This is a genomic window from Paraburkholderia sp. J94 (assembly GCF_905220285.1).
Lineage (GTDB): Bacteria > Pseudomonadota > Gammaproteobacteria > Burkholderiales > Burkholderiaceae > Paraburkholderia > Paraburkholderia tropica_A.
Genome location: NZ_CAJMZH010000005.1, coordinates 429,426 through 449,874, shown reverse-complemented (window position 1 = coordinate 449,874; position 20,449 = coordinate 429,426). Strand labels below are relative to the sequence as shown.

At 66.0% G+C, this 20,449-nt stretch carries 16 protein-coding genes; 9 read left to right on the top strand and 7 right to left on the bottom strand.

What is annotated here, in order from left to right; all coding sequences use genetic code 11:
* Positions 1-22 precede the first annotated feature (22 nt).
* The 4 genes from U4Y88_RS13195 to U4Y88_RS13180 all read left to right on the top strand — a co-directional run bounded on the left by U4Y88_RS13195 (position 23) and on the right by U4Y88_RS13180 (position 4,123).
* Entirely contained in the window at positions 23-1,126 is a 1,104-nt protein-coding gene (locus U4Y88_RS13195) for a hemin-degrading factor (RefSeq protein ID WP_321784396.1), read from the top strand.
* Positions 1,123-2,040, top strand: coding sequence for a heme/hemin ABC transporter substrate-binding protein (locus U4Y88_RS13190; RefSeq protein ID WP_321784395.1), 918 nt, complete (start codon positions 1,123-1,125; stop codon positions 2,038-2,040). The genes U4Y88_RS13195 and U4Y88_RS13190 overlap by 4 nt, the downstream gene beginning before the upstream one ends.
* 98 nt (positions 2,041-2,138) lie before the next feature.
* Positions 2,139-3,284 carry a FecCD family ABC transporter permease gene (locus U4Y88_RS13185; RefSeq protein ID WP_224010625.1) on the top strand — a complete coding sequence of 382 codons (1,146 nt, stop codon included), beginning with the start codon at positions 2,139-2,141 and terminating at the stop codon, positions 3,282-3,284.
* Positions 3,285-3,292: 8 nt separating this feature from the next.
* Entirely contained in the window at positions 3,293-4,123 is an 831-nt protein-coding gene (locus U4Y88_RS13180) for an ATP-binding cassette domain-containing protein (protein WP_224010624.1), read from the top strand.
* Between the two features lie 40 nt (positions 4,124-4,163).
* On the opposite strand, the gene U4Y88_RS13175 is transcribed toward U4Y88_RS13180, so the two are convergent.
* Both U4Y88_RS13175 and U4Y88_RS13170 read right to left on the bottom strand, forming a co-directional pair.
* Positions 4,164-5,024 (bottom strand): alpha/beta fold hydrolase, encoded by an 861-nt coding sequence (locus tag U4Y88_RS13175; RefSeq protein ID WP_321784534.1) that lies wholly within the window; start codon positions 5,022-5,024, stop codon positions 4,164-4,166.
* Positions 5,025-5,222: 198 nt separating this feature from the next.
* Positions 5,223-5,780 (bottom strand): TetR/AcrR family transcriptional regulator, encoded by a 558-nt coding sequence (locus U4Y88_RS13170; RefSeq protein ID WP_321784394.1) that lies wholly within the window; start codon positions 5,778-5,780, stop codon positions 5,223-5,225.
* A gap of 308 nt (positions 5,781-6,088) precedes the next feature.
* Between U4Y88_RS13170 and U4Y88_RS13165 the strand changes: the two genes are divergently transcribed.
* A complete protein-coding gene (locus tag U4Y88_RS13165) occupies positions 6,089-7,258 on the top strand; it encodes a porin (protein ID WP_224010621.1) in 1,170 nt (389 codons plus the stop codon).
* Between the two features lie 70 nt (positions 7,259-7,328).
* On the opposite strand, the gene U4Y88_RS13160 is transcribed toward U4Y88_RS13165, so the two are convergent.
* The 4 genes from U4Y88_RS13160 to U4Y88_RS13145 are packed head-to-tail and all read right to left on the bottom strand — an operon-like array spanning position 7,329 to position 13,623.
* On the bottom strand, positions 7,329-8,468 hold the full coding sequence (locus tag U4Y88_RS13160; protein WP_321784393.1) for a hybrid sensor histidine kinase/response regulator: 1,140 nt from the start codon (positions 8,466-8,468) through the stop codon (positions 7,329-7,331).
* Between the two features lie 5 nt (positions 8,469-8,473).
* Complete coding sequence (locus tag U4Y88_RS13155; RefSeq protein ID WP_321784391.1) at positions 8,474-9,211, bottom strand: chemotaxis protein CheB; 738 nt, start codon at positions 9,209-9,211, stop codon at positions 8,474-8,476.
* Positions 9,208-10,053, bottom strand: a complete 846-nt coding sequence (locus U4Y88_RS13150; protein ID WP_321784389.1) for a CheR family methyltransferase — start codon at positions 10,051-10,053, stop codon at positions 9,208-9,210. The genes U4Y88_RS13155 and U4Y88_RS13150 overlap by 4 nt, the downstream gene beginning before the upstream one ends.
* Before the next feature lie 3 nt (positions 10,054-10,056).
* The gene (locus U4Y88_RS13145) at positions 10,057-13,623 is read right to left on the bottom strand and encodes a response regulator (RefSeq protein ID WP_321784387.1); all 3,567 of its coding nucleotides are present in this window, start codon (positions 13,621-13,623) and stop codon (positions 10,057-10,059) included.
* A 441-nt stretch (positions 13,624-14,064) separates the two neighbouring features.
* On the opposite strand from U4Y88_RS13145, the gene U4Y88_RS13140 reads away from it, so the two are divergent.
* Positions 14,065-14,451, top strand: a complete 387-nt coding sequence (locus tag U4Y88_RS13140; protein ID WP_224010610.1) for a hypothetical protein — start codon at positions 14,065-14,067, stop codon at positions 14,449-14,451.
* 4 nt (positions 14,452-14,455) lie between these two features.
* Here U4Y88_RS13140 and gcvA read toward each other — a convergent pair whose 3' ends face one another.
* On the bottom strand, positions 14,456-15,364 hold the full coding sequence (gcvA, locus tag U4Y88_RS13135; RefSeq protein WP_321784385.1) for a transcriptional regulator GcvA: 909 nt from the start codon (positions 15,362-15,364) through the stop codon (positions 14,456-14,458).
* A gap of 207 nt (positions 15,365-15,571) precedes the next feature.
* Here gcvA and U4Y88_RS13130 point away from each other — a divergent pair, with 207 nt between their 5' ends.
* The 3 genes from U4Y88_RS13130 (at position 15,572) to U4Y88_RS13120 (ending at position 20,446) form a co-directional block, all read left to right on the top strand.
* On the top strand, positions 15,572-16,345 hold the full coding sequence (locus U4Y88_RS13130) for an SDR family oxidoreductase (RefSeq protein WP_321784383.1): 774 nt from the start codon (positions 15,572-15,574) through the stop codon (positions 16,343-16,345).
* A gap of 437 nt (positions 16,346-16,782) precedes the next feature.
* Positions 16,783-17,760 carry a 3-oxoacyl-ACP synthase III family protein gene (locus U4Y88_RS13125; RefSeq protein WP_224010604.1) on the top strand — a complete coding sequence of 326 codons (978 nt, stop codon included), beginning with the start codon at positions 16,783-16,785 and terminating at the stop codon, positions 17,758-17,760.
* Positions 17,761-17,788: 28 nt separating this feature from the next.
* Positions 17,789-20,446 carry a hybrid sensor histidine kinase/response regulator gene (locus tag U4Y88_RS13120; RefSeq protein ID WP_321784381.1) on the top strand — a complete coding sequence of 886 codons (2,658 nt, stop codon included), beginning with the start codon at positions 17,789-17,791 and terminating at the stop codon, positions 20,444-20,446.
* The last annotated feature ends 3 nt before the right edge of the window (positions 20,447-20,449 follow it).

Genomic DNA, 20,449 nt, shown 5'->3' with positions numbered 1-20,449 from the left:
ACCGCACAAGGCAACCGATAACATGACTCAAGCGACTCCACAGAGCGTGCCGCATCCCGCGTCGCTCGCGCTGCTGCGCGACGCCTTCACCGAACTGCGCACGACGCGCAAGCTGCGTCACCGCGAAGCGGCGGCGGAACTCGGCGTGAGCGAGGCCGAAGCGCTCGCCGCTTTCGTCGGCGAACACGTCGTGCGTCTCGACGACCGTTTTATCGAGCTATTCGAAGCGATGCCCCTGCTCGGCGAAGTGATGGTGCTCACGCGTAACGAAGCGGCCGTGCACGAGAAAACCGGCACGTTCGAGAAGATGACGCACAGCGGCGCGGTCGGGCTCACCGTGGGCCGCGCGATCGATCTGCGCATCTTCTATGCGAAGTGGGCGTCGGCGTTTGCGGTGCGCGAGACTTACGACGACGGCGTGCGCAAGAGCCTGCAATTTTTCGACGCGCACGGCGTGGCGATCACCAAGGTCTATCTGCGCGACGCGAGCGATCACGCCGCCTTCGACGCGCTGATCGAGCGGCACGCGGCGCAACCGCAAACGGCGGGACTGAGCATCGAGGCCGCGCCCGCGCGCGTGCCGCCGCGCGCCGACGCGCAAATCGACGAGGCGGGTTTTCGCGCCGCGTGGGCCGCGATGCAGGACACGCACGAATTCTTCGATATCCTGAAGAAATTCGGCGTGGCGAGATTGCAGGCCATGCGTCTCGCCGATCCGCAATACGCCGAGCCCATCGCGCCCGACGCACTCGAAGCGCTGCTCGAAAGCGCCGCGCGCACGCAATTGCCGATCATGGTGTTCGTCGGCAATCCCGGCATGATCCAGATTCACACCGGAGCCGTGCACACGATCCGCAAGATGGGGCCGTGGCTCAACGTGCTCGATCCCGATTTCAGCCTGCATCTGCGCACGAATCTTGTCGAGCATGCGTGGATCGTGCGCAAGCCCACGAGCGACGGCGTCGTGACGTCGGTCGAACTGTTCGACGCGGATGGCGAGAACGTCGCGATGCTGTTCGGCGCGCGCAAGCCCGGCAAGCCGGAACTCGCGGGCTGGCGCGATGCGGTGGCTGCGCTCGCGCGCGTTGAACGCCATGATGCCGATGCGCAAGGCGGTGCAGCATGAGTAACGATCGCTTCGATTTGCAACGTCGGCGTCTGCTGATCGGCACCGGCGGCCTGTTGCTCGCGGCGGCGGGCGCGACGCAGGGCGTCACGCTGGCGAAGGCCGCCACGCCCGCGAAGCAGCGCGTCGTCGTGATCGGCGGCGCGCTCGCGGAGATCGTCTACGCGCTCGGCCGCGCCGACGCGCTAGTGGGCAGCGACACGACCTGCACCTATCCGCGCGAGGCGCTGTCGCTGCCGAAGGTCGGTTATCAGCGTGCGCTGTCCGCCGAAGGCCTGCTCTCGCTCGAACCCACGCTGATCCTCGCATCGGCGGAAGCGGGGCCGCCCTCCGTGCTGCAACGCGTGGCGGGCGCGGGCGTCAAGCTCGTGAGCTTCGACGAAGGCCACGACGTCGCCTCGGTGCGCGAGAAGATTCTCGGCGTGGCGCGCGCGCTCGACGCGGAGAACGCGGGGCAGACCTTGCTCGCGCGCTTCGACCGCGCATGGACGGCGACCACGGCGCGGATCGAATCCGCTCAGGCCGCCGCGCAGCGCGACGCAAAAACGCCGCCGCGCGTGCTGTTCCTGCTGAGCCCCACGGGCAACCAGCCGATGGTCGCGGGCCAGCACACGGCCGCCGACGCGATGCTCGCCTACGCGGGCGCGCGCAACGCGATGCAGGGCTTTTCCGGCTATCGCGCGCTGACGCCCGAAGCGCTCGTCGCCGCGCAGCCCGACATCGTGCTGACCACCGACGACGCCGTGAAGGCCGCCGGCAGCAAGCGCCAGTTGCTCGATTCCGCGGGTTTCGCGCTCACGCCGGCCGGACGCGCGACGCGCGTGGTCGCGCTCGACGCGCTGTTCCTGCTCGGTTTCGGCCCGCGTTTGCCCGAAGCCGTCGACGCGCTCAACCGCAGCCTCGCGCAGGCGTGATCGCCATCGCGCATTGCGTTACGCACCGCATCACCTGAATCAACCGACTGATCCGATTGACCCGATTGAACTGATTGAACCGATTCACCCGATTCACCATGTCCAGGCAGACCTTCCAGACGCTCCGCGTCGCGCCGCCCGTTGCGGGCGCGCATCTTCCCGCGCCCGCTCCGCGCACGCGCACGCCCTACGTGCTGGGCGCGCTCGCGGCGCTGCTCGCGCTCGCCGTGCTCGGCGGCGTGTGCATGGGCGCTTATCCGATCGCGCCGCAAGCGCTCTGGCACGCGTTCGTGAGCGCCGACGTGCCGTCGAACGCGCAGACCGACCGCGCCGCGCTCGTGCTGTTCGAATTGCGCTTGCCGCGCGTCGTGCTCGCGCTGATCGTCGGCGCGGGTTTCGGCGCGGCGGGCAGCGCGTTGCAGGCGCTGTTGCGCAACCCGCTCGCCGATCCGGGTCTGATCGGCGTGTCGAGCGGCGCGGCGCTCGGCGCTTCGCTGCTGATCGTGTTCGGCGCGGTGCTGATGCCGCATCTCGCGGCGCATCTCGCGCTGCCGCCCGCCGTCGCCGCGCTGTTCGGCGCCGATCGTCTCACCGCATGCGCCGCGTTCGCGGGCGCGCTCGTCGTGACGCTCGCGGTGTATCGGCTCGCTTCGTCGAACGGACGCATCGTGCTGCCGATCCTGCTGCTCGCGGGTGTCGCGGCCAACGCGCTGGCGGGCGCGGTGATCGGCATGCTGTCCTATCTCGCCACCGACGCGCAACTGCGTTCGCTGACCTTCTGGAGTCTCGGCAGTCTCGCCGATGCGAAGTGGTCGACGCTCGCGACCATCGCGCCATTCGTGCTCGCGGGCGTGGCGATGATCGCGGCGCAGACGCGCGCGCTCAACGCGATGCAGCTCGGCGAACTGGAGGCGCATTATCTCGGCGTGCCCGTGCGCCGCGTGAAGCACGTCGTGCTGCTCGCGAGCGCGCTCGCGGTCGGCGCGCTCGTCTCGACGACGGGGCAGATCGGTTTTATCGGCCTCGTTGCGCCGCATTGCATCCGCCTCGCGTGCGGACCCGATCAGCGCGTGGTGCTGCCGGGCTCGATGCTGCTCGGCGCGCTGCTGACCGTGGCCGCCGATCTCGCGGCGCGCACGCTGGTCGCGCCCGCGGAAATTCCGCTCGGCGTGTTGACGGCCTTGCTCGGCGCACCGTTCTTCATTCTGCTGATCGTGCGCAGCCGCCGTCAGTTCGGCGCGTGAGGGACGCGATGCTTTCGATTCAGAACCTGCATATCGGCTATCGCGGCAAGGGAAGCAATGGCGGCAAGCCCCTGTTCGACGACTTTTCGCTGACGGTCGCGCCGGGCGAGTTCGTGGTGGTGCTCGGACAGAATGGCGTCGGCAAGAGCACGCTGCTCAAGGCGCTCGCGGGCGACTTCACGCTGCACGGCTTTCCCGACGCGCACAGCCGCGCGACGCTCACGCTCAATGGCGAGGACGTGCGCCGCATCGGGCCGCGCCGTCTCGCGCAACTGCGCGCGGTGCTCGCGCAGAGCGTGCCGAATACGTATCCCGTGCCGGTCAGCGACGTGGTGCAGCTCGGCCGTTATCCGCATCTCGACGGCCCCGCGCTGCCGTACTCGCCCGAGGTGCTGGCTTACGACATGCTCGCGCTCGCGGGCGTCGCGCCGCTCGCGCAGCGCCTCGTCACCACGCTTTCGGGCGGCGAGTACGCGCGCGTGCAATTCGCGCGTGCGCTCGCGCAGTTGTGGACGCTCGACAGCCACTGGATGCCGCCGCGTTATCTGCTGATGGACGAGCCGACTGCCGCGCTCGATCTCGTGCAGCAGCATCGCCTGTTCGCGACGGCGCGCCGGCTCACGCGCGAGTGGAATATCGGCGCGCTCGCGATCGCGCACGACTGCAATCTCGCGGCGCGTCACGCCGATCGCCTCGTGCTGATCGCCGATGGACGCGCCATCGCCGACGGCCCGCCGCGCGACGTGATGCGCACCGATCTGCTCGAACGCTGCTACGGCGCACCGATGCAGGTATTTGGCACGTTCGACGGCTCGGTGGCGGGGATCTTTCCGGCGTGACGGGCCAACACCCGCTGCGCGCCGCGCGCTGATCGCCGCATCAAACGAAGAAGCGCGCGAATTCCGCCGCGACTGCCGAAGGCTGTTCCTCGGGCAGAAAGTGGCCGCAATGCGCGATCAGCGTGCCTTCCACGGACTCCGCATACGGACGCAGCGGCGCAGCCATATCGGCGATCGAACCGTGATCGGCGCTGAGCGCGAGCACGGGCATCGCGAGCTTGCCTTGCGCGCTCAACGCGCGGTTCTGGCGCGCCGATTCGGCGGCGGCGCGATAGTAGGCCAGCCCCGCGCGCAAGCCGCCATCCTTCCTGAACACGCGCTCGTATTCGTCGAGATCGGCGTCGGTGAACGTCAGCGGATTCGCGGTCTTGCGGCGCAAAAACCAGTCGAGATACGCGCGCTCCTTGCCGGTGATGAGCACTTCAGGCAAATCCGCAACGGCGTGAAAGGCGAAATGCCAGGTGCGCCACGCGCGATCGGCGGCGACGGGCAACGCATCGGGCAGCGTAATGCCGGGAATGCCCGCGTCGAGCAGCGCGAGCCGCTTCACTTCGTTGCCGAACAGCGCGGCATACGGATACGCGACCCACGCGCCCACATCGTGCGCCGCGAGGTAATAGCGCGATGCGCCGAGCTGGCCGAGCAACGCATGCAGCACCGTGGCGAGCGACTGCGTGTCGTAGCCGTCGAGCGGACGATCGGAGTCGCCCTGACCCGGCAGATCCGGCGCGATGATGCGATAGCGCTCGCCGAGGATCGGCATGATCTTGCGCCACGCGTACCAGCTTTCAGGAAATCCGGCGAGCAGGACGAGCGTTTCGCCATCGGCCTTGCCGCCGGTGACGTAGTGCAGACGAATGCCGTCGACGGTGGCATAGCGATGCTCGAATCCGGCGAGCATGGTGTCCGGCAGTGAGGCGGGGCCGTGATCGACGATGCGCGGCGCGTTGGCGGGCGAAGGCGAAGTCATGATGTTGTGATTCCTTTTGCAGCAGTGAAGTGAAGGGCGATGCCTCGCATCGTCCATATTGGAAATAATCGTTTCCTAATTGGCGAAAAAATTTTCGGGCCCGGTGTTCCCGGACCCGTTCAGGTGAGTTCAGGTCAACAGACGAAGCGCTTCGTCCGCAGCCGAATGCATGTCGTGCGCCGAGCGTCCCGATTTCCCGAGCAGACGGAAGCCCTGCAACAGCGCGAGCAGCGTGCGCGCCATCGCCGCTGCGTGCAGATCGCGGCTGATCGAGCCGTCTTCCTGACCTTGCTGCAAGAGCCGCCGCAGCAGCGCTTCGGTCTGGCGGATAGTCGATTCGACCTGTGCGGCCATTTCCTCGTCGAGCGTGGCGAGGGCCGTCGCGCTGGAAATGACGAGGCAGCCGCGCCGTCCTTCGAGGCCATGCGAGGACTCGGCGTAAAAGTGCAGCACGGTGCGGATCTTCTCGTATCCGTTCGATTGCCGATCCATCTGTTGGCGCAGATCGGTGTTGCGCGTTTGCACGTAGCGCTCGAAGGCCGCGAGGAACACGCCGCGCTTGTCGCCGAACGCTTTATACAGGCTGCCGGCGGTCAGGCCGGTGGCGTCGCTGAGATCGCCGACGGAGGTCGCGTGGTAGCCGCGTTCGCGAAACACGCGCACAGCGCCATCCACGACGCTGTCCATGTCGAATTCGCGCGGGCGCCCCGGGCTGCGGGCCTGGGCGCGGGAGGACGGATGAGAAGTCATGCGCCAGAGTATAGGAAATGTTCGTTTCCAAATCAAGCGTGGGCGTTCTGCGGCGTGCGGTGAACATCGATTCCTTACATTTTGTGGAACGGTGCTTTCGCGATGGCCCTATTAATTCGCGGCGCGTGAGCGTCGACAATCGGCGCCGATGCACGAGCGCTCGTGCGTCTCCAACTACAACGAGTTCCCCGGTTGACCGCGCGGCAGGTTCGCGTGGCGTCCGAACGCAAGCAGACCAGCAAACGATGAACAAGAAAATCCTTATCGCCTGTCTCGGCGGCCTCAGCGCGGGCGCGGCCCATGCGCAGAGCAGCGTCACCCTCTATGGCCTCGTGGATACTTCGATATCCTACGTAAGCAATCAGCGCACCAATGGCGCGAATTCGCCGGGCAGCGGCGGCGTGCAGATGAACAGCGGCAATCTCAGCGCGTCGCGCTGGGGCCTGCGCGGCGCGGAGGATCTCGGCGGCGGTATGTCGGCGATCTTCATGCTGGAAGGCGGTTTTTCGTCGGTCAACGGCAAGACCAGCAACGGCGGCAAGCTGTTCGGCCGCCAGTCCTATGTGGGCTTGCGCGCCAACGGTTACGGCACGTTCACGATGGGCCGCCAGTACGACTTCATCCTGACCTTCGTGACGCCGCTGGGCGCAGCGGGCTCGGGCTGGGGCGGCAATCTCGCGATGCATCCGTACGACAACGACGACTCGATCCAGAACATCCGCATCAATAACGCGGTGCGTTATACGAGCGAAACGTATCGCGGTTTCACGGCGGGCGCGATGTACGGCTTCTCGAACACGGCGGGCAGCTTCGGCAACAACGCGGCGTACAGCGCGGGTCTCTCGTATGCGAACGGGCCGTTCAAGGCGGGCGCGGCGTTCCTCAAGATCAATCGCGACGGCAACGTGGCGAACGCCGACGGCGCGGTCAGCAGCACCGACGGTTCGGCGACGATCACGGGCGGCGACCAGCTGATCTGGGCGCTGGGCGCGCGCTACGCGTTCGGCCCGCACTCGGTCGGCGCGAGCTGGACGCACTCGGCCACCGACAACGTCACGGGCGTGTGGCAGGGCGGCTCGACCACGGCGCTCAAGGGCGATACGCTGATTTTCGATAACTTCTCGATCGACGGCCGCTATGCGGTCACGCACTCGCTCTACCTCTCGGCGGCGTATACGTACACGCAGGCGCGTTTCGATGCGGGTTCGCGTTCGGCGCGTCCGAAGTGGAATCAGGTCGTGGCGCAGATCGACGAGGTTGTCTCGCCGCGCACCGATATCTATCTCGAAGGCGTGTTCCAGAGCGTGAGCGGCGGTCGCGGCAATGCGGCGTTCGACGCGTCGGTCTATACGCTCACGCCGTCGTCGAACAGCAATCAGGTGGTGGTGGCCGCCGGTTTGCGTCACCGCTTCTAAGGTGGGATTCGCGCGGCGCAGTGTGCCGCGCGAACACAAGCTCAAGCCATCTCAAGCCACCTCAGCACCTTCACGCGCGCGCGTCTTCGTTCTCGTCGTGCTCGACGCTACGACGCGCCGCGCGCGGCAGACGCATCGTGAACGCGGTGCCGTCCTGCTCGTTCGAGACCACGTTCACGTCACCACCATGCGTGCGCGCAATCAGGCGCACGATATGCAGCCCAAGGCCGAGCCCCGAACCTTGATGCCCCGCGCGCGTGGCCGTGCTGAACGCGCAGAACAGCAGCGGCACGACGTCGGCGGGAATCGCGCCGCGATTGTGCACGCTCACGAGCACTTCATGCGGCGACGCGCCGTCCACGCGCACCTGCACCGGCATGCCCGGCTCGCCGTGCGTGAGCGCATTGCTGACGAGATTCGACACGGCCTGCGCAATCAGATCCGCGTCCCACTGTCCGCCGAGTTCGCCGTGCGGCGCATAGGCGAGACGCCCGCTCGTGGCGTTGGCGGAAAATTCCTCGATCACGGCCTGGCAAAGCGCATCGAGCTGCACGTTCGTGCGCCGTAGCGGCAGCCGGCCGCCTTGCAGCCGCGCGAGATTGAGCAACTGCTCGACCATGCGCGACATGCGCCGTCCGCAATGCTCGATACGCTTGCCCACCGACACGATCTTCTCGTCGCTCGACGCGCGCATCAAATACTCCGCCGAACTCATCACCGCCGACAAAGGCGTGCGCAGATCGTGGCTCAGCACGGCCATCAGCATTTCATTCGCTTCGAGCATCTGGCGCGTGGCCGCGAGCTGATCGGCGAGTTGACGCTTCTGCAATTCGAGCTGCACGAAAATGCCGACTTTCGACTGCACGATGCGCGGCTCGATCGGCTTGTAGAGAAAGTCCACCGCGCCCGCTTCGTAACCCTGGAACGTGCGGATCGCGTCCTGCGAGGTGGCGGTCAGGAAGATGATCGGCACGTGCGAGGTGCGCGGGCTGCCGCGTATCAGCGAGGCCAGTTCGAAGCCGCTCATGCCCGGCATGTTGACGTCGAGAATCGCCACTGCGACGTCGTGTTCGAGCAGCAGTTCGAGCGCTTCGACGCCCGAGCGGGCGACGAGCAGATGCACTTCGGGACGCGCGAGCAGGGCCGAGAGCGCCGTGAGATTGTGCTCGATGTCGTCGACGATCAGAACATTTACGGTAGGCAGGGACATGCGATTCATCCGGGTGAAGCGGGTAACAGCCTCGGCCACGCGGCAAGGCGCGCGCCGAGGGCGGTGGGTGTCAGCGTTTCGTTGACCGCGCCGGCGGCGATGGCCGCCTCCGGCATTTGCGGCGCGTAGGCGGTCTCGGGCGCTTGCGCCCAGGCCGTGCCGCCTGCCGCGCGGATCGCGGCGAGTCCGCGTGCGCCGTCGTCGTTCGCGCCCGAAAGCAGCACGCCGAGCAGACGCGCGCCATAGACTGCGGCGGCGGATTCCATCAGCACGTCGATCGAGGGGCGCGAGAAACGCACCGGGCCTTCGATCGACAACGCGATGCTCGCGTCGCTGTCCACGAGCAGATGGTAGTCGGGCGGCGCGATATAGACGCGGCCGGCGAGGATCGGTTCGCCCGCGTCGGGCTCGCTCACGGGCAAGGCGCAGCGGTCGGCGAGCGCTTCGACGAGAAAGCTCGGCGACGCGGGCGGCAGATGCAGCACGATCAGCACGGCCGCGCCGAAGTTCGCGGGCAGCATGGGCAGCAACTGGCCGAGCACGTCCACGCCGCCCGCCGATGCGCCGATCACCACGGCGTCGAAGGGCGCATCGGCGGCCGCAGACACCGATAGGGACGCCGACGCGTCCGGCGTTGGCGTCACGCGCGCCTTCCCGCCGCGCGTGACGCGGCGCGCGGCGTGAGCGGCGGCGAGCAGGGCGGAGCGGGCGAGTGACGCGGGCATGATGTCGATGGCGCTCAACGCTTCTGGTAAATGCGCTCGGCGGCGCGGAATTCCTCGAACGCCTCGTGACGTTTCGAGAAACGCAGATTCTCCTTGCTGCCCAGACCGAGAAAGCCGCGCCGCACGAGCGCGTGTTCGAACAGGCCGATGGCGCGGTCCTGCAGCGGGCGGTCGAAATAGATCAGCACGTTGCGGCATGACACCAGATGCGCTTCGAGAAACACTTCGTCGGTCGCGAGGCTGTGATCGGCGAACACCACGCGTTCCTTGAGCGCGCTCGACAGCCGCGCGCTGCCGTAGGCCGCGTGATAGTAGTCCGAGAGCGTGCGCTTGCCGCCTGCCGCGAGATAGTTCTGGCTGAAGCCCGCGAAGCGGTCCACTGGATAGATCGCGGCTTCGGCGCGTTCGAGCGCTTCGGGGCTGATGTCGGTGGCGTAGAACAGCGTGCGTTCGGCGAGCCCTTCTTCCTCGAAGAGAATTTTCAGCGACCACAATTCCTCGCCCGAACTGCAGCCCGCAACCCAGACCTTGAGCGACGGATAGGTTTGCAGAACCGGCAGCACATGCTGGCGCAGCGCCAGAAAATACTCAGGATCGCGAAACATATCGCTGACCTGGATCGTCATGTAGCCGAACAGGCGCGAGAAGTCGTCGGCGCTGCGCAGCACGCGGTCCTGCAACTGGCTCAGCGACGCCACGCCGAAATCCTGACGCGCCTGTTCGAGCCGCCGCCGCAGCGAAGGCAGCGAATAGTGCCGAAAATCGTGCTGATAGCGCAGATAGATCGCTTCGAGCAGCAGGCGCAATTCGATGTCGAATACGCTGGTCTGCCGGGCGCCGCTGGTCGTGGGTTCGCTCATGGGCTATTTGCGCAGCCAGACGCGGCACAGCGACACCAGCTTGTCCACGTCGATGGGTTTGGAAACGTAGTCGTCGGCGCCTGCTTCGAGGCAGCGCATGCGGTCGTCGGCCATCGCCTTCGCGGTGAGCGCGATCACGGGCAGGCGCGCGAAGCGCGGATTGGGATTGGCGCGCAGCGCGCGCATGGCGGCGAGGCCGTCCATCTCCGGCATCATCACGTCCATCAGCACGAGATCGACGTCATCCTTGCCATCGAGCAGTTCGAGCGCCTCGCGGCCGTTGCGCGCGATCAGCAGCTTCGCGCCGAGCGGCTCGATCACGTGCGAGAGCGCGAAGATATTGCGCACGTCGTCTTCGGCGAGCAGGATGGTCTTGCCTTCGAAGGTGTCGTCGCGCTGGCGCACGGCGCGCAGCATACGCTGCTGTTCCGGCGCGAGCGACGACTCCACGCTGTGCAGGAACAGCGTCACTTCGTCGAGCAGGCGCTCGGGCGAACGCGCGCCCTTGATGATGATCGACTTCGAATAGCGGCGCAGGCGTTGCTCGTCGTCGTCGGAGAGCATGCGGCCCGTGTAGACGATCACGGGCAGCGGCGCCACGCCCGCGTCGCCCGCGAGCGTTTCGAGCAGGTCGTAGCCGGTGCCGTCGGGCAGCGTGAGGTCGGTGACGATGCAGTCGAACGCGCCTTGCGCGATCTGCGCGTGCGCGTCGGCGAGCGTGCCCACGGCGACGATCTCCACGCCGTCGCCGACCAGCAGCGCGCGGATGCTCTCGCGCATCGCGTGATCGTCTTCGATCACGAGCACGCGCTTCACGCGCTGTTCGAGGCGCGACTCCAGCCGGCGGATCGCCGCTTCGAGCGTGCTGCGCGCGGTGGGCTTGAGCGTGTAGCCGATCGCGCCCAGATGCAGCGCCTTGTCGGCATGATCGGTGGCCGAGACGATGTGCACCGGAATATGGCGCGTGAGCGGCTCGCTCTTGAGCCATTCGAGCACCGAAAGCCCCGAGCGGTCGGGCAGGCCCACGTCGAGCAGCACGGCCACGGGCGCCTGGTCCTTGACCATCGCGAAGCCGGTCGCCGCGTCGGCGGCATGCAGGAAATCGAATTGCAGTTCGTGCACGAGATCGCGCAGGATCTCCGCGAACGGCAGGTCGTCTTCGATCACGAGGATCGCGCGGCTGCCGTGCGTGCGCTGATGGCGGTCGTCGGCGATCGGCTGCGTGGCTTCGGTGGTGGACGCTCCAGTTGCCGTCGCGCGCGTGCTGGCGGGCTGCGGGGCCGTTTCCGCGCGCGCCGCCGTGGCGAGCGTTTCGGCGGTCGCGATGCGGGCGCTGTCGCGGCGCGCATGTTCGTCGGCGTGCGCCGCCGAGGCGCTTGCGTTCGCCAGCGCCTTCGCGGCTTGCGCTTCGCTGTCGACGGCCGCGGTGCTGTCGATCGGCAGCCACAGCGTGAAGACGCTGCCCACGCCGGGTTCGCTCGCCACCGCGATGCGGCCGCCGAGCAGACGCGCGAGTTCGCGCGAGATCGACAGGCCGAGACCGCTGCCGCCATATTGACGGCTCGTCGAACCATCGGCCTGCTGGAACGCTTCGAAGATCATGTCGAGCTTGTCTTCGGCGATGCCGATGCCGGTGTCGCGCACGTCGATGCGCACGACGCTCGCATCGACCGGCGAGACCGTCAGCGAGACCTCGCCTTGCGATGTGAATTTCAGCGCGTTCGAGAGCAGGTTGCGCAGGATTTGCAGCACGCGCTGGCCGTCGGTGGTGAATTGCTCGGCCACGCCAGGCAGACGGTCGATCGTGAGCGCCACGCGCTTTTCGCGCGCGAGCGGCGTGAAGGTTTCGCGCAGCGAAGTGAGCATGTCGTCGAGCGGCACGGTTTCCAGCATGAGCTGAATCTGCCCGGCCTCGACTTTCGACAGATCGAGAATATCGTTGATGAGCGCGAGCAGATCGGTATTCGACGCGTGGATCGTGGCCGCATAACGCACCTGTTCGTCGCTCAGATTGCCGCTGCGATTCTGCTGCAACAGCTTCGCGAGAATCAGCGAGCTATTGAGCGGCGTGCGCAATTCGTGCGACATGTTGGCGAGGAATTCCGACTTGTAGCGGCTCGCTTGCGCGAGGCGGTCGGCGTTGCGCTTGAGGTCGCCTTGCGCGCGTTCGAGTTCGCTCTTCTGCATTTCGAGGCGGCGCGCGTATTCCTCCAGCTGCACGTTGGTCTGTTCGAGTTCGACCTGTTGCGCTTCGAGGCGCGATTGCGAATCCATCAGCGCGCGGCCGCGTTCTTCCAGACCTTCGTTCGCGACGCGCAATTCCTCCTGCTGCACCTGCAATTCGTGATTCAGTTGCTGCGATTGCGAATACGATTCCTGCAGTCGCTCGCGCGAGACCGCGCCTTCCACGAGGTCGCCCATCGTGCTGCTCACGCGCGAAAGAAACTCGTTGTCGCGCGGCAGCAGCGCGCGCATGAAGCCGAGTTCGACCACGCCGTTGATGCGGCCCGAGGCGTCGATGGGCGCGATCAGCAGCGAGGCGGGCGAGGCCGAGCCGAGTCCCGATTCGACCTTCAGATAGCCGGCCGGCGCTTCTTTCAGTTCGATCACGCGGCGCGACGCGGCGGCCTGGCCGACGAGCGTTTGGCCGTCCTGCAATTGCGGCACGTTGTACGCGCTTTCGTCGCCGAAACCGAAGGTCGCCACGCGGCGCAGCGCGCCGTCGCGCGCGTCGCGCACATAGAGCGTGGCGACGCTCGCGCTCAGATAGCCCGCGAGGCAGTCGAGCATCGCGCCGCCCACGTCGGCGAGCGCTTCCTTGCCCATGCCGCTTTCTGCGAGCAGGCGCTGGCCCGAACGCAGCCAGACCTGTTCCGCGAGCGCCTGGGCCTGATCGGCCTGGCCGCGCAGCGCGTCGTCGTAGGTCGTGGACAGCGAGGTCATTTCACGCCGCCCGAGCCAGGCGAGCAGGCCGTTCACGAGCAGCGTGAGCGCGAGAAAGACGGCGACGGTCACCACGGTCAACTGGCGCGCGGCGGCGGTGCGCTCCTGGCGCAGACGCAGTTCCTCGGCGAGAAAGTCGCTGAATTCGCGGCGGATGGCGTCGGCGCTGGCGTTGCCGCGTTCGTTTTCCACGGTGGCGAGTACGCTGTCGTGATCGCGGCGCAAGCGGATCGCGTCGGCGGTGGACGCGTCCCATTGCGCGGCGATGGCGTGCACGCGCGAGAGCCGCTCGATCTGCGGCGGGTTGTCGGTGACGAGTCCGTTCAGCGTTTGCAGTTGCGCCGCGAAACGCGGCTTGCCAACCTCGTAGGTGGACAGCGTGCGTTCGTCGCCATTGAGCAGAAAGCCGCGCACGCTCGATTCGCGGTCGGCCTGAATGCGCAGCAGCTCGTAAGCGTCGCCGATTACGCGTTCGGAGTGCTCGGCCCAGCTCATCGTCGAAACGAGGTAGACGATCAGCGCCACGAAGGCCACGGCGGTCGCCAGGCCGGCCAATAGCGGCAGCGCGACGTTTCTTTGAATGATGCGTCTGAAGCGCAGTGGATCGATCGCGTTCACGGCTTGCATTTTTTTCCGATTTTTATGGGCGAAAGCGCGGCCGGCGGGCATATCGACCGGCTTTGATGCGTATTCCGCGCGTGGGAGCCCCGCCCCATCGTGGATAAGAGAAAGTCAAATCGATGCAAACGCAATCATACAAAAAGGATGCGGATTGCGTGAAAGTCTCGGGAAAACCGCGCGCACGCGGCTCGCGCGCTGGAGCAATTTGAATGCCCGGCGGGGCGCGCTGTAATTGCGGGTTTTAAATGGCAAAACCTTTCAATTGGCTGAATGCGCTGCGTAATAAAGCGCACCGAAAGCGCGCCTGCCGTTGTAGAAAATATATTTGCGTCTGGCCCTTTCCTAATGCGCCGCTGTGCCGATAACCAGGTGGGGCGGCGCATCGCTGCGCGCCCCGGAACGCAAAGAAAAAAACTCCAGCAAGAACCCCAGCAAGACGAAGAAAGCGTGGCAACAAGAATGATCGAAGGAGCGGGCGAGAGGGCCGCTCTCCACAAACAAGCCAATCCGGGCGACACCAGGGCCGCGCGCCTGCTCGCGACGCTGCGCGCCAACAAGCCGCGCGTGATCGTGCTGATGGTGGTGGCCGGTTGCATCATCGGTTTTGCGTCGTGGCTCGACGCGCAATTGCGGCCCGCCGTGGTCGCGCGCGAGGCCCGCGAACTGGACTCGGAGGCGCGCCTCGAAGCGTCCATGCCGTGCCACGCCGGGCAGAGCCATACCGCATGGTGCGGTGCGATCGCGGTGGCCGTGCCGCGGCCCGTGCTGCCGGTGGTCGACACCACGCGCGCGCCGATGGGGTATTGCACGGCCGGCCCCGCGCCTTCGTGCTGAGGCGCTAGGCCTTCGCTTCGGCGATCAGCCAGTCGCGGAACGCCGCCAGTTTCGGCAGGCTCGCGCATTCCGGCCGGTACACCGCGTAGTACGCCAGCGGCGACGCGAACGCGATCTGCGGAAACAGCCGCACGAGCCGCCCCGCCGCGAGGTCGTCGCGCGCCATCACGCTGCGCGCGAGCGCGATGCCCTGTCCGTCGACGGCTGCCTGCAAGACCGCCGCGGAATTGTTGATGCGCAGGCCGCGCAGCGCGGCCACGCCGCTCACGCCGGCTTCGCGCAGCCACGCGTTCCAGCTGGGAAAGCCCGCGTGGCCGTCCATCGACAGGTCGTGAATCAGGGTCTCGCGCGCCAGATCGGCGGGCTTGCGCAAGCGGCGCTCGCCGGCCAGCGCCGCCGAACAGACCGGATAGACCTCTTCGTCCATCAGCTTTTGCGCTGTGAGACCGGGCCAGCTTCCCGCGCCGTAACGCACGCCGATATCGATGCGTTGCGCGACGAAATCGACGGGCTTCAGGCTCGTGTCGAGGCGCACGTCGGTGTCGGGCCACGCGTGCTGGAAGCGTTCGAGGCGCGGCAGCAGCCACTTGGCGGCAAAGGCCGGACTCACGGTCACCGTGAGCACGCCGCTCGCCGATCCTTCCTTGAGCCGTTCGAGCCCGAGCGAGAGCCGGTCGAAGCCCGCGCGGATATCGGGCAGCGCGCGCTCGGCCGCCTCGGTCGCGACGAGGCGGGCGCGTCCGCCGGTGCCGCGATGAAACAGCGGCGCGCCCAGCCATTCCTCCAGCGTGCGCACGAGCTGGCCGACCGCGGCGGGCGTGACGTGAAGCTCGGCCGCGGCGGCGGAAAAGCTCTGGTGGCGCGCGCTGGCTTCGAAGGCGCGCAAGGCGTTCAGATACACGGGCGACTTCATGGCGACCAAGTTTTTCTTTCGATAAGGAACACTTTATCTGGTTTGGCGCGGTGCGCAAACAGGCGAAGAATAGGGCTTGTTTTAAGCGAATTCATTCGCGCGAATCAGGGCCGAACCGAACGCCGGGCCGCTTTCCATCATGGATAGATTTTCTACGGGAAGCCCCCACGCCCTGCATGCGCGCATCGACTCACTACGAGGTGGAACATGAGCGAAATCTTCAAGGGCAGGAAGCTGCTGGTCGTCGGCGGCACGAGCGGCATGGGGCTGGAAACGGCGCGGCTGGTGCTGGCCGAAGGCGGCAGCGCGGTGATCGTCGGGCATCGCGAGGAAAAGGCCGAGGCGGCGCGCCAGGAACTGGCCGCGCTCGGTCCGGTCGCGGCGATGACGGCGGATCTCGGCAGCGAAGCCGGCCTGACCGCGCTGCTCAAGACGCTCGACGAACAGCACGCGGACATCGACCTGCTGGTCAACGCGGCGGGCGTGTTTTTCCCGAAGCCCTTTCTCGACCATCGCGATGCCGACTACGACCGCTACATGCAGCTGAACCGCGCGACCTTCTTCATTACGCAGAAGGTGGCGGCGAATCTGGTGGCGGCGGGGCGGCCGGGCGCGATCGTCAATATCGGCTCGATGTGGGCGCGCCAGGCAATTGCGGCCACGCCGTCGTCGGCGTATTCGATGGCCAAGGCCGGTTTGCATGCGCTCACGCAGCATCTGGCGATGGAGCTGGCGGGCAGCGGGATTCGCGTCAACGCGGTGTCGCCGGCAGTGGTGCAAACGCCGATCTACGAAGGCTTCATTCCCAAGGCCGAGGTCGCGAGCGCGCTGCAAGGCTTCAACGGCTTCCATCCGATCGGCCGCGTGGGCACGCCCCAGGACGTGGCCGAAGTGATCGCCTTCCTGCTGTCCGACAAGGCCGCCTGGGTGACGGGCGCGATCTGGGACGTGGACGGCGGCGTGATGGCGGGCCGTAACTGAAGCAGCCGCTTCAGAAAGGCTGGCGTGCAGTGAACGCGCGCTTCGATGACGCATTTGGCGCGTTATCGAAGCGCGCTTTTTTTATGGATGCCGCGCTCAAGTTCGAAGCGCCGCATGCCGATATCCGGTTTAGCTGTAATGCAATGAAATAATAGAATTCGGCGCCGAGCGTGAGTGCCGCGACCGAATAGATCGCCCTGTCGAAAATCGACAGGCAAGCAGGGTCGGCAATTCGTGAATAACGATGGAAGCGCTAATGTACGAGGGCCGCAAGGCCGTGAACGCCGCGACTGAGGTGCGTCTGTGTTGCGTGTGTTGTGCGTGCATTGCGTGCGCAATCTTTCTTGTTCATCCATCTACGTTTTCACGGATTTTCTATGCTTATCAAGAATGTGGCAGTGAGCCTTCCGACACGGGTCGTTTCAAACGAAGAAGTCGTGGACTTGATCCGCTTTCATTCCTCGGAATTCGAAGGCGATGTCGATAGAACGCTGCGGACCATCAAGACGCTGCTCGACCGCAGCGGCCTCGTGAACCGGCGCTGGTGCGGCAAGCACGAATCGCCGATCGATCATGTGGCGATGGCCACGCGCCAGGCGCTCTCGGAGTCGTATCTGCGGCCCGAGCAGGTCGAGCTGTTCATTTTCGTGGGCATCGGGCGCGGCTTTCTGGAGCCGGGCAACAGCCACATGATGGCGAGCGCGCTGGGCTTCGTGAATGCGGAATGCTTCGACGTGGTGGATGCCTGCATGAGCTGGACGCGCGCCATGTCGATCGTGGACAGCCTGTTCAAGGCGGGTCAATATCGCAACGCAATGATCGTGAACGCCGAGTTCAACATGCTCGACGGCGGCCCGCTTTATCCCGGTAATTTCGCACTGAAGAACCACGCGCAGGTCGAATATACATTACCATCGTTCACGATCGGCGAAGCCGCCACCGCAACGCTGGTCGTGGCAAAAGAGCCGGATAATTTCCGCTTTGAATTCCGCGGCAAGCCCGAGGTTTCCGACTTGTGCACGATTCCCATCCACGGCTACGAAGGGTACTGTCACCCGACCGAGCGGATCGGCAGGAACGGCGACATGCGTTTTACATCGTACGGTCACGATCTGCACAAGAACTCGGACGAACTGGTCGACGTCTTCGCGAAGCTGGCGGTCCCGCGCAAGGACATCGACATCGTGTTTACGCATGCGTCCTCGAAGACGGCGTGGCACGGCTACGGGTCGAAGGCGGGCATCGAGGACAAGATGTATCACGTCTATCCCGACACGGGTAATCTGGTTTCCGCCTCCATTCCCGCGGCCATTGCGCTGGCGAAGGAGAGCGGCGCGCTCAAGCGCGGCGACCGGGCGCTCTGCTGGGTAGGCAGCGCGGGCATGTCATTCAACGTCAGCAGCTTCCTGTTCTGAGGCTGGGCGAGCGCATATCGAGAATAATATGAGAGCCATTGCAGGAGGCATCCGCGTGTTGAAGCAGCGGGTGGTTGACGCCTACCACGTGTCCGATTACAGCGTGCTGGCCGTTGGCGTGATTGGCGCGCTCGGCCATCCGTTGTACTGGTTCTGGTGGACGTTCGTCGACCCGCAGCCCAACGAGAATCTGCCGATGCGCGTGGTGGGTTCGATCGCGTGTCTGCTGCTGTTGCTGCGCCGCTTCTGGCCCTCTGGCGCCGCGCGTTTCCTGCCGTGGTATTACTTTGCGACGGTAGCGTACACGCTACCGTTTTTCTTCACCTGGTATCTGCTCTCCGGCCATTATTCGATGCTGTGGTCGATGGCCGAACTGGGCATGGTGTTTTTCCTGATCGCGATTTTTCCGTCGTTCGTGGCATTGGCGACGAATCTGGCGATCGGTGTCGGCATGGCCATTCTGTGCGCGTGGATCGCCGATCCGCGTCTGCTCGATGTCGATTCGCACGTGCTGCTGTTCGTGTATCTGCCGGTGTTCGCGTTCGGCATTTGCGCGGGAGTCACGTTCAGTCACAGCAACATGAAGGGCATCGCCGCGCAGGCGAAAGACGAAGCGCTGCGCGCGCTCGCGGGCACCATCGCGCACGAGATGCGCAATCCGCTGAGCCAGTTGCGCTACGTGCTCGACCGCATGGAAGAAGCGCTGCCCACGATGACCGAAACGCGGCCGTCGGCGGTGTCGTCGTCGAGCGGCGTGGGCTCGCTTTCGCAGCATCTCGAACACGGCCAGCTCGCGATCGATCGCGGCCTGCGCATCATCGCCATGACGCTCGACGAAGTGAGCGCCAAGCCCGTGCGTTCCGACAATCTCACCTACGCGAGCGCGGCCGCCGCCACGCGCAAGGCGCTCGACGAATACGGCTTCAGCGACCGCAAGGAGCGCAGCAAGGTGCGCCTCGTGGTGCTGGAGGATTTCACGTTCAAGGTCGACGAAACCGTTTATCTGTTCACGCTGTTCAACCTGATTCGCAACGCGCTGCATCACATGGCCGCGCATCCGTCGGCGACGTTAACGCTGACCGTCGAACGGCAAAAGGTCATCGTCCACGATACGGGGCCGGGCATCGCGGCCGAGGTCATGTCGCATCTGTTCGTGCCGTTCCGCACGCACGGCAACCTGGCCGGAACCGGCCTCGGTCTTGCGTATTGCCAGCGCGCCATGCGTTCGTTCGGCGGCAGCATCGGCTGCCGTTCGGAGGTGGGCAAGTTCACGCAGTTCACGCTGGATTTTCCGGCGGTGTCGGAAACCGAAGTCGCGGCGCATCGTCAACAGGCGCTCGCGCGCGCCACGCAATTCTTCGCGCACAAACATATCCTGCTCGTCGACGACGACGCGGGCCAGCGCGCACGCGTGAGCCAGGCGCTGTCCGGCGTGAGCGCGCAGGTCAGCGAGGCGGAAAGCGGCGTGAAGGCGCTCGCGCTGTTGCAGGACGCCGCGCCGTTCGACCTGATCCTCATGGACATCAACATGCCGGGGCTCGACGGCTACACGACCACGGAACGCATTCGCGCCGACCGCGCGCACGCGAACTGGAATGCGCTGATCGTGGGCTATACGTCGGAGCCGCATAGCGTCGCGCGCGTACTCGCGCAGGGCGCGGGCATGGACGAAACGATCGGCAAGTCGATCAGCATGGTCGAGCTGATCAGCGCGCTGCAAACGCTGATGGAGAACGTCGATCGCAGCCGCCGCAACCGGCGCTTCGACGGCTTCGCGGGCAAGCGCATTCTCGTCGCCGACGACGACACCTATAGCCGCATGGTCGCCAAGAGCTATCTCGAACGCTGCGGCGCGAGCGTGATCGAGGCCGAGAACGGCCTGGGCGTGCTGGAGCGCCTGAATCAAGGGCTCGCGATCGATGCGCTGGTGATCGACGTGAACATGCCGGGCATGGGCGGCGTGGAAACGGCGGCGACGATCCGCGCGCGCGACGACGCCTATGCGAAGGCACCCATCGTCGCGTTGACGGGCCAGTCGGATATGGAAGCGCTGCGCGCGTGTCTCGACGCGGGCATGAACGAGGTGATGATCAAGCCGGTGCGCGTGGGCGCGCTCTACGCGTGCCTCGCGCGCCAGTTCGCGCAGACGCCTGTCGCGAGTGCGCCGGAGCCGGCGGAGACGCCGCGCAGGCCGCTCGTGCGCGCGACCAGCGTGAGCCGCGTAGCGAGCGCGGCGAGTGTCGCAAGTGTTGCGAGTGCGACCGCCGAGGCAGGTGTGGCCCACGCGGTCAGCCAGATCGCCCGCGTCGATACCGACCTGCTCGACGACACGCATCTGGAAGAACTCGCATCGCTCGACATGCTCGACCAGACCTTCCTCAAAGGCATCGCGCAGATCCGCACGTTGCTCGCGCAACTGGCGAACAGCGCGCAGGCCAGCGACGTGAAGGCGGCGCATTTCACGCTGCATCTGCTGCTGGGCATTAGCGGGAATATCGGTGCGAAGGCGCTGCACCTGTACGTGCGGCAGATTTATCCGCGTGTGCTCGACGGTCAGTGGCCCACGGAAGACGACTGGCTCGCGCAGGTCACGGCGCTCGGCAATCGTTCCGCCGATGCGTTGCAGCGCTATTTCGTGGCGTCGTCGGCGGCGAGCGGTTATCGCGATGCGTTGAACGACGAGTGAGGC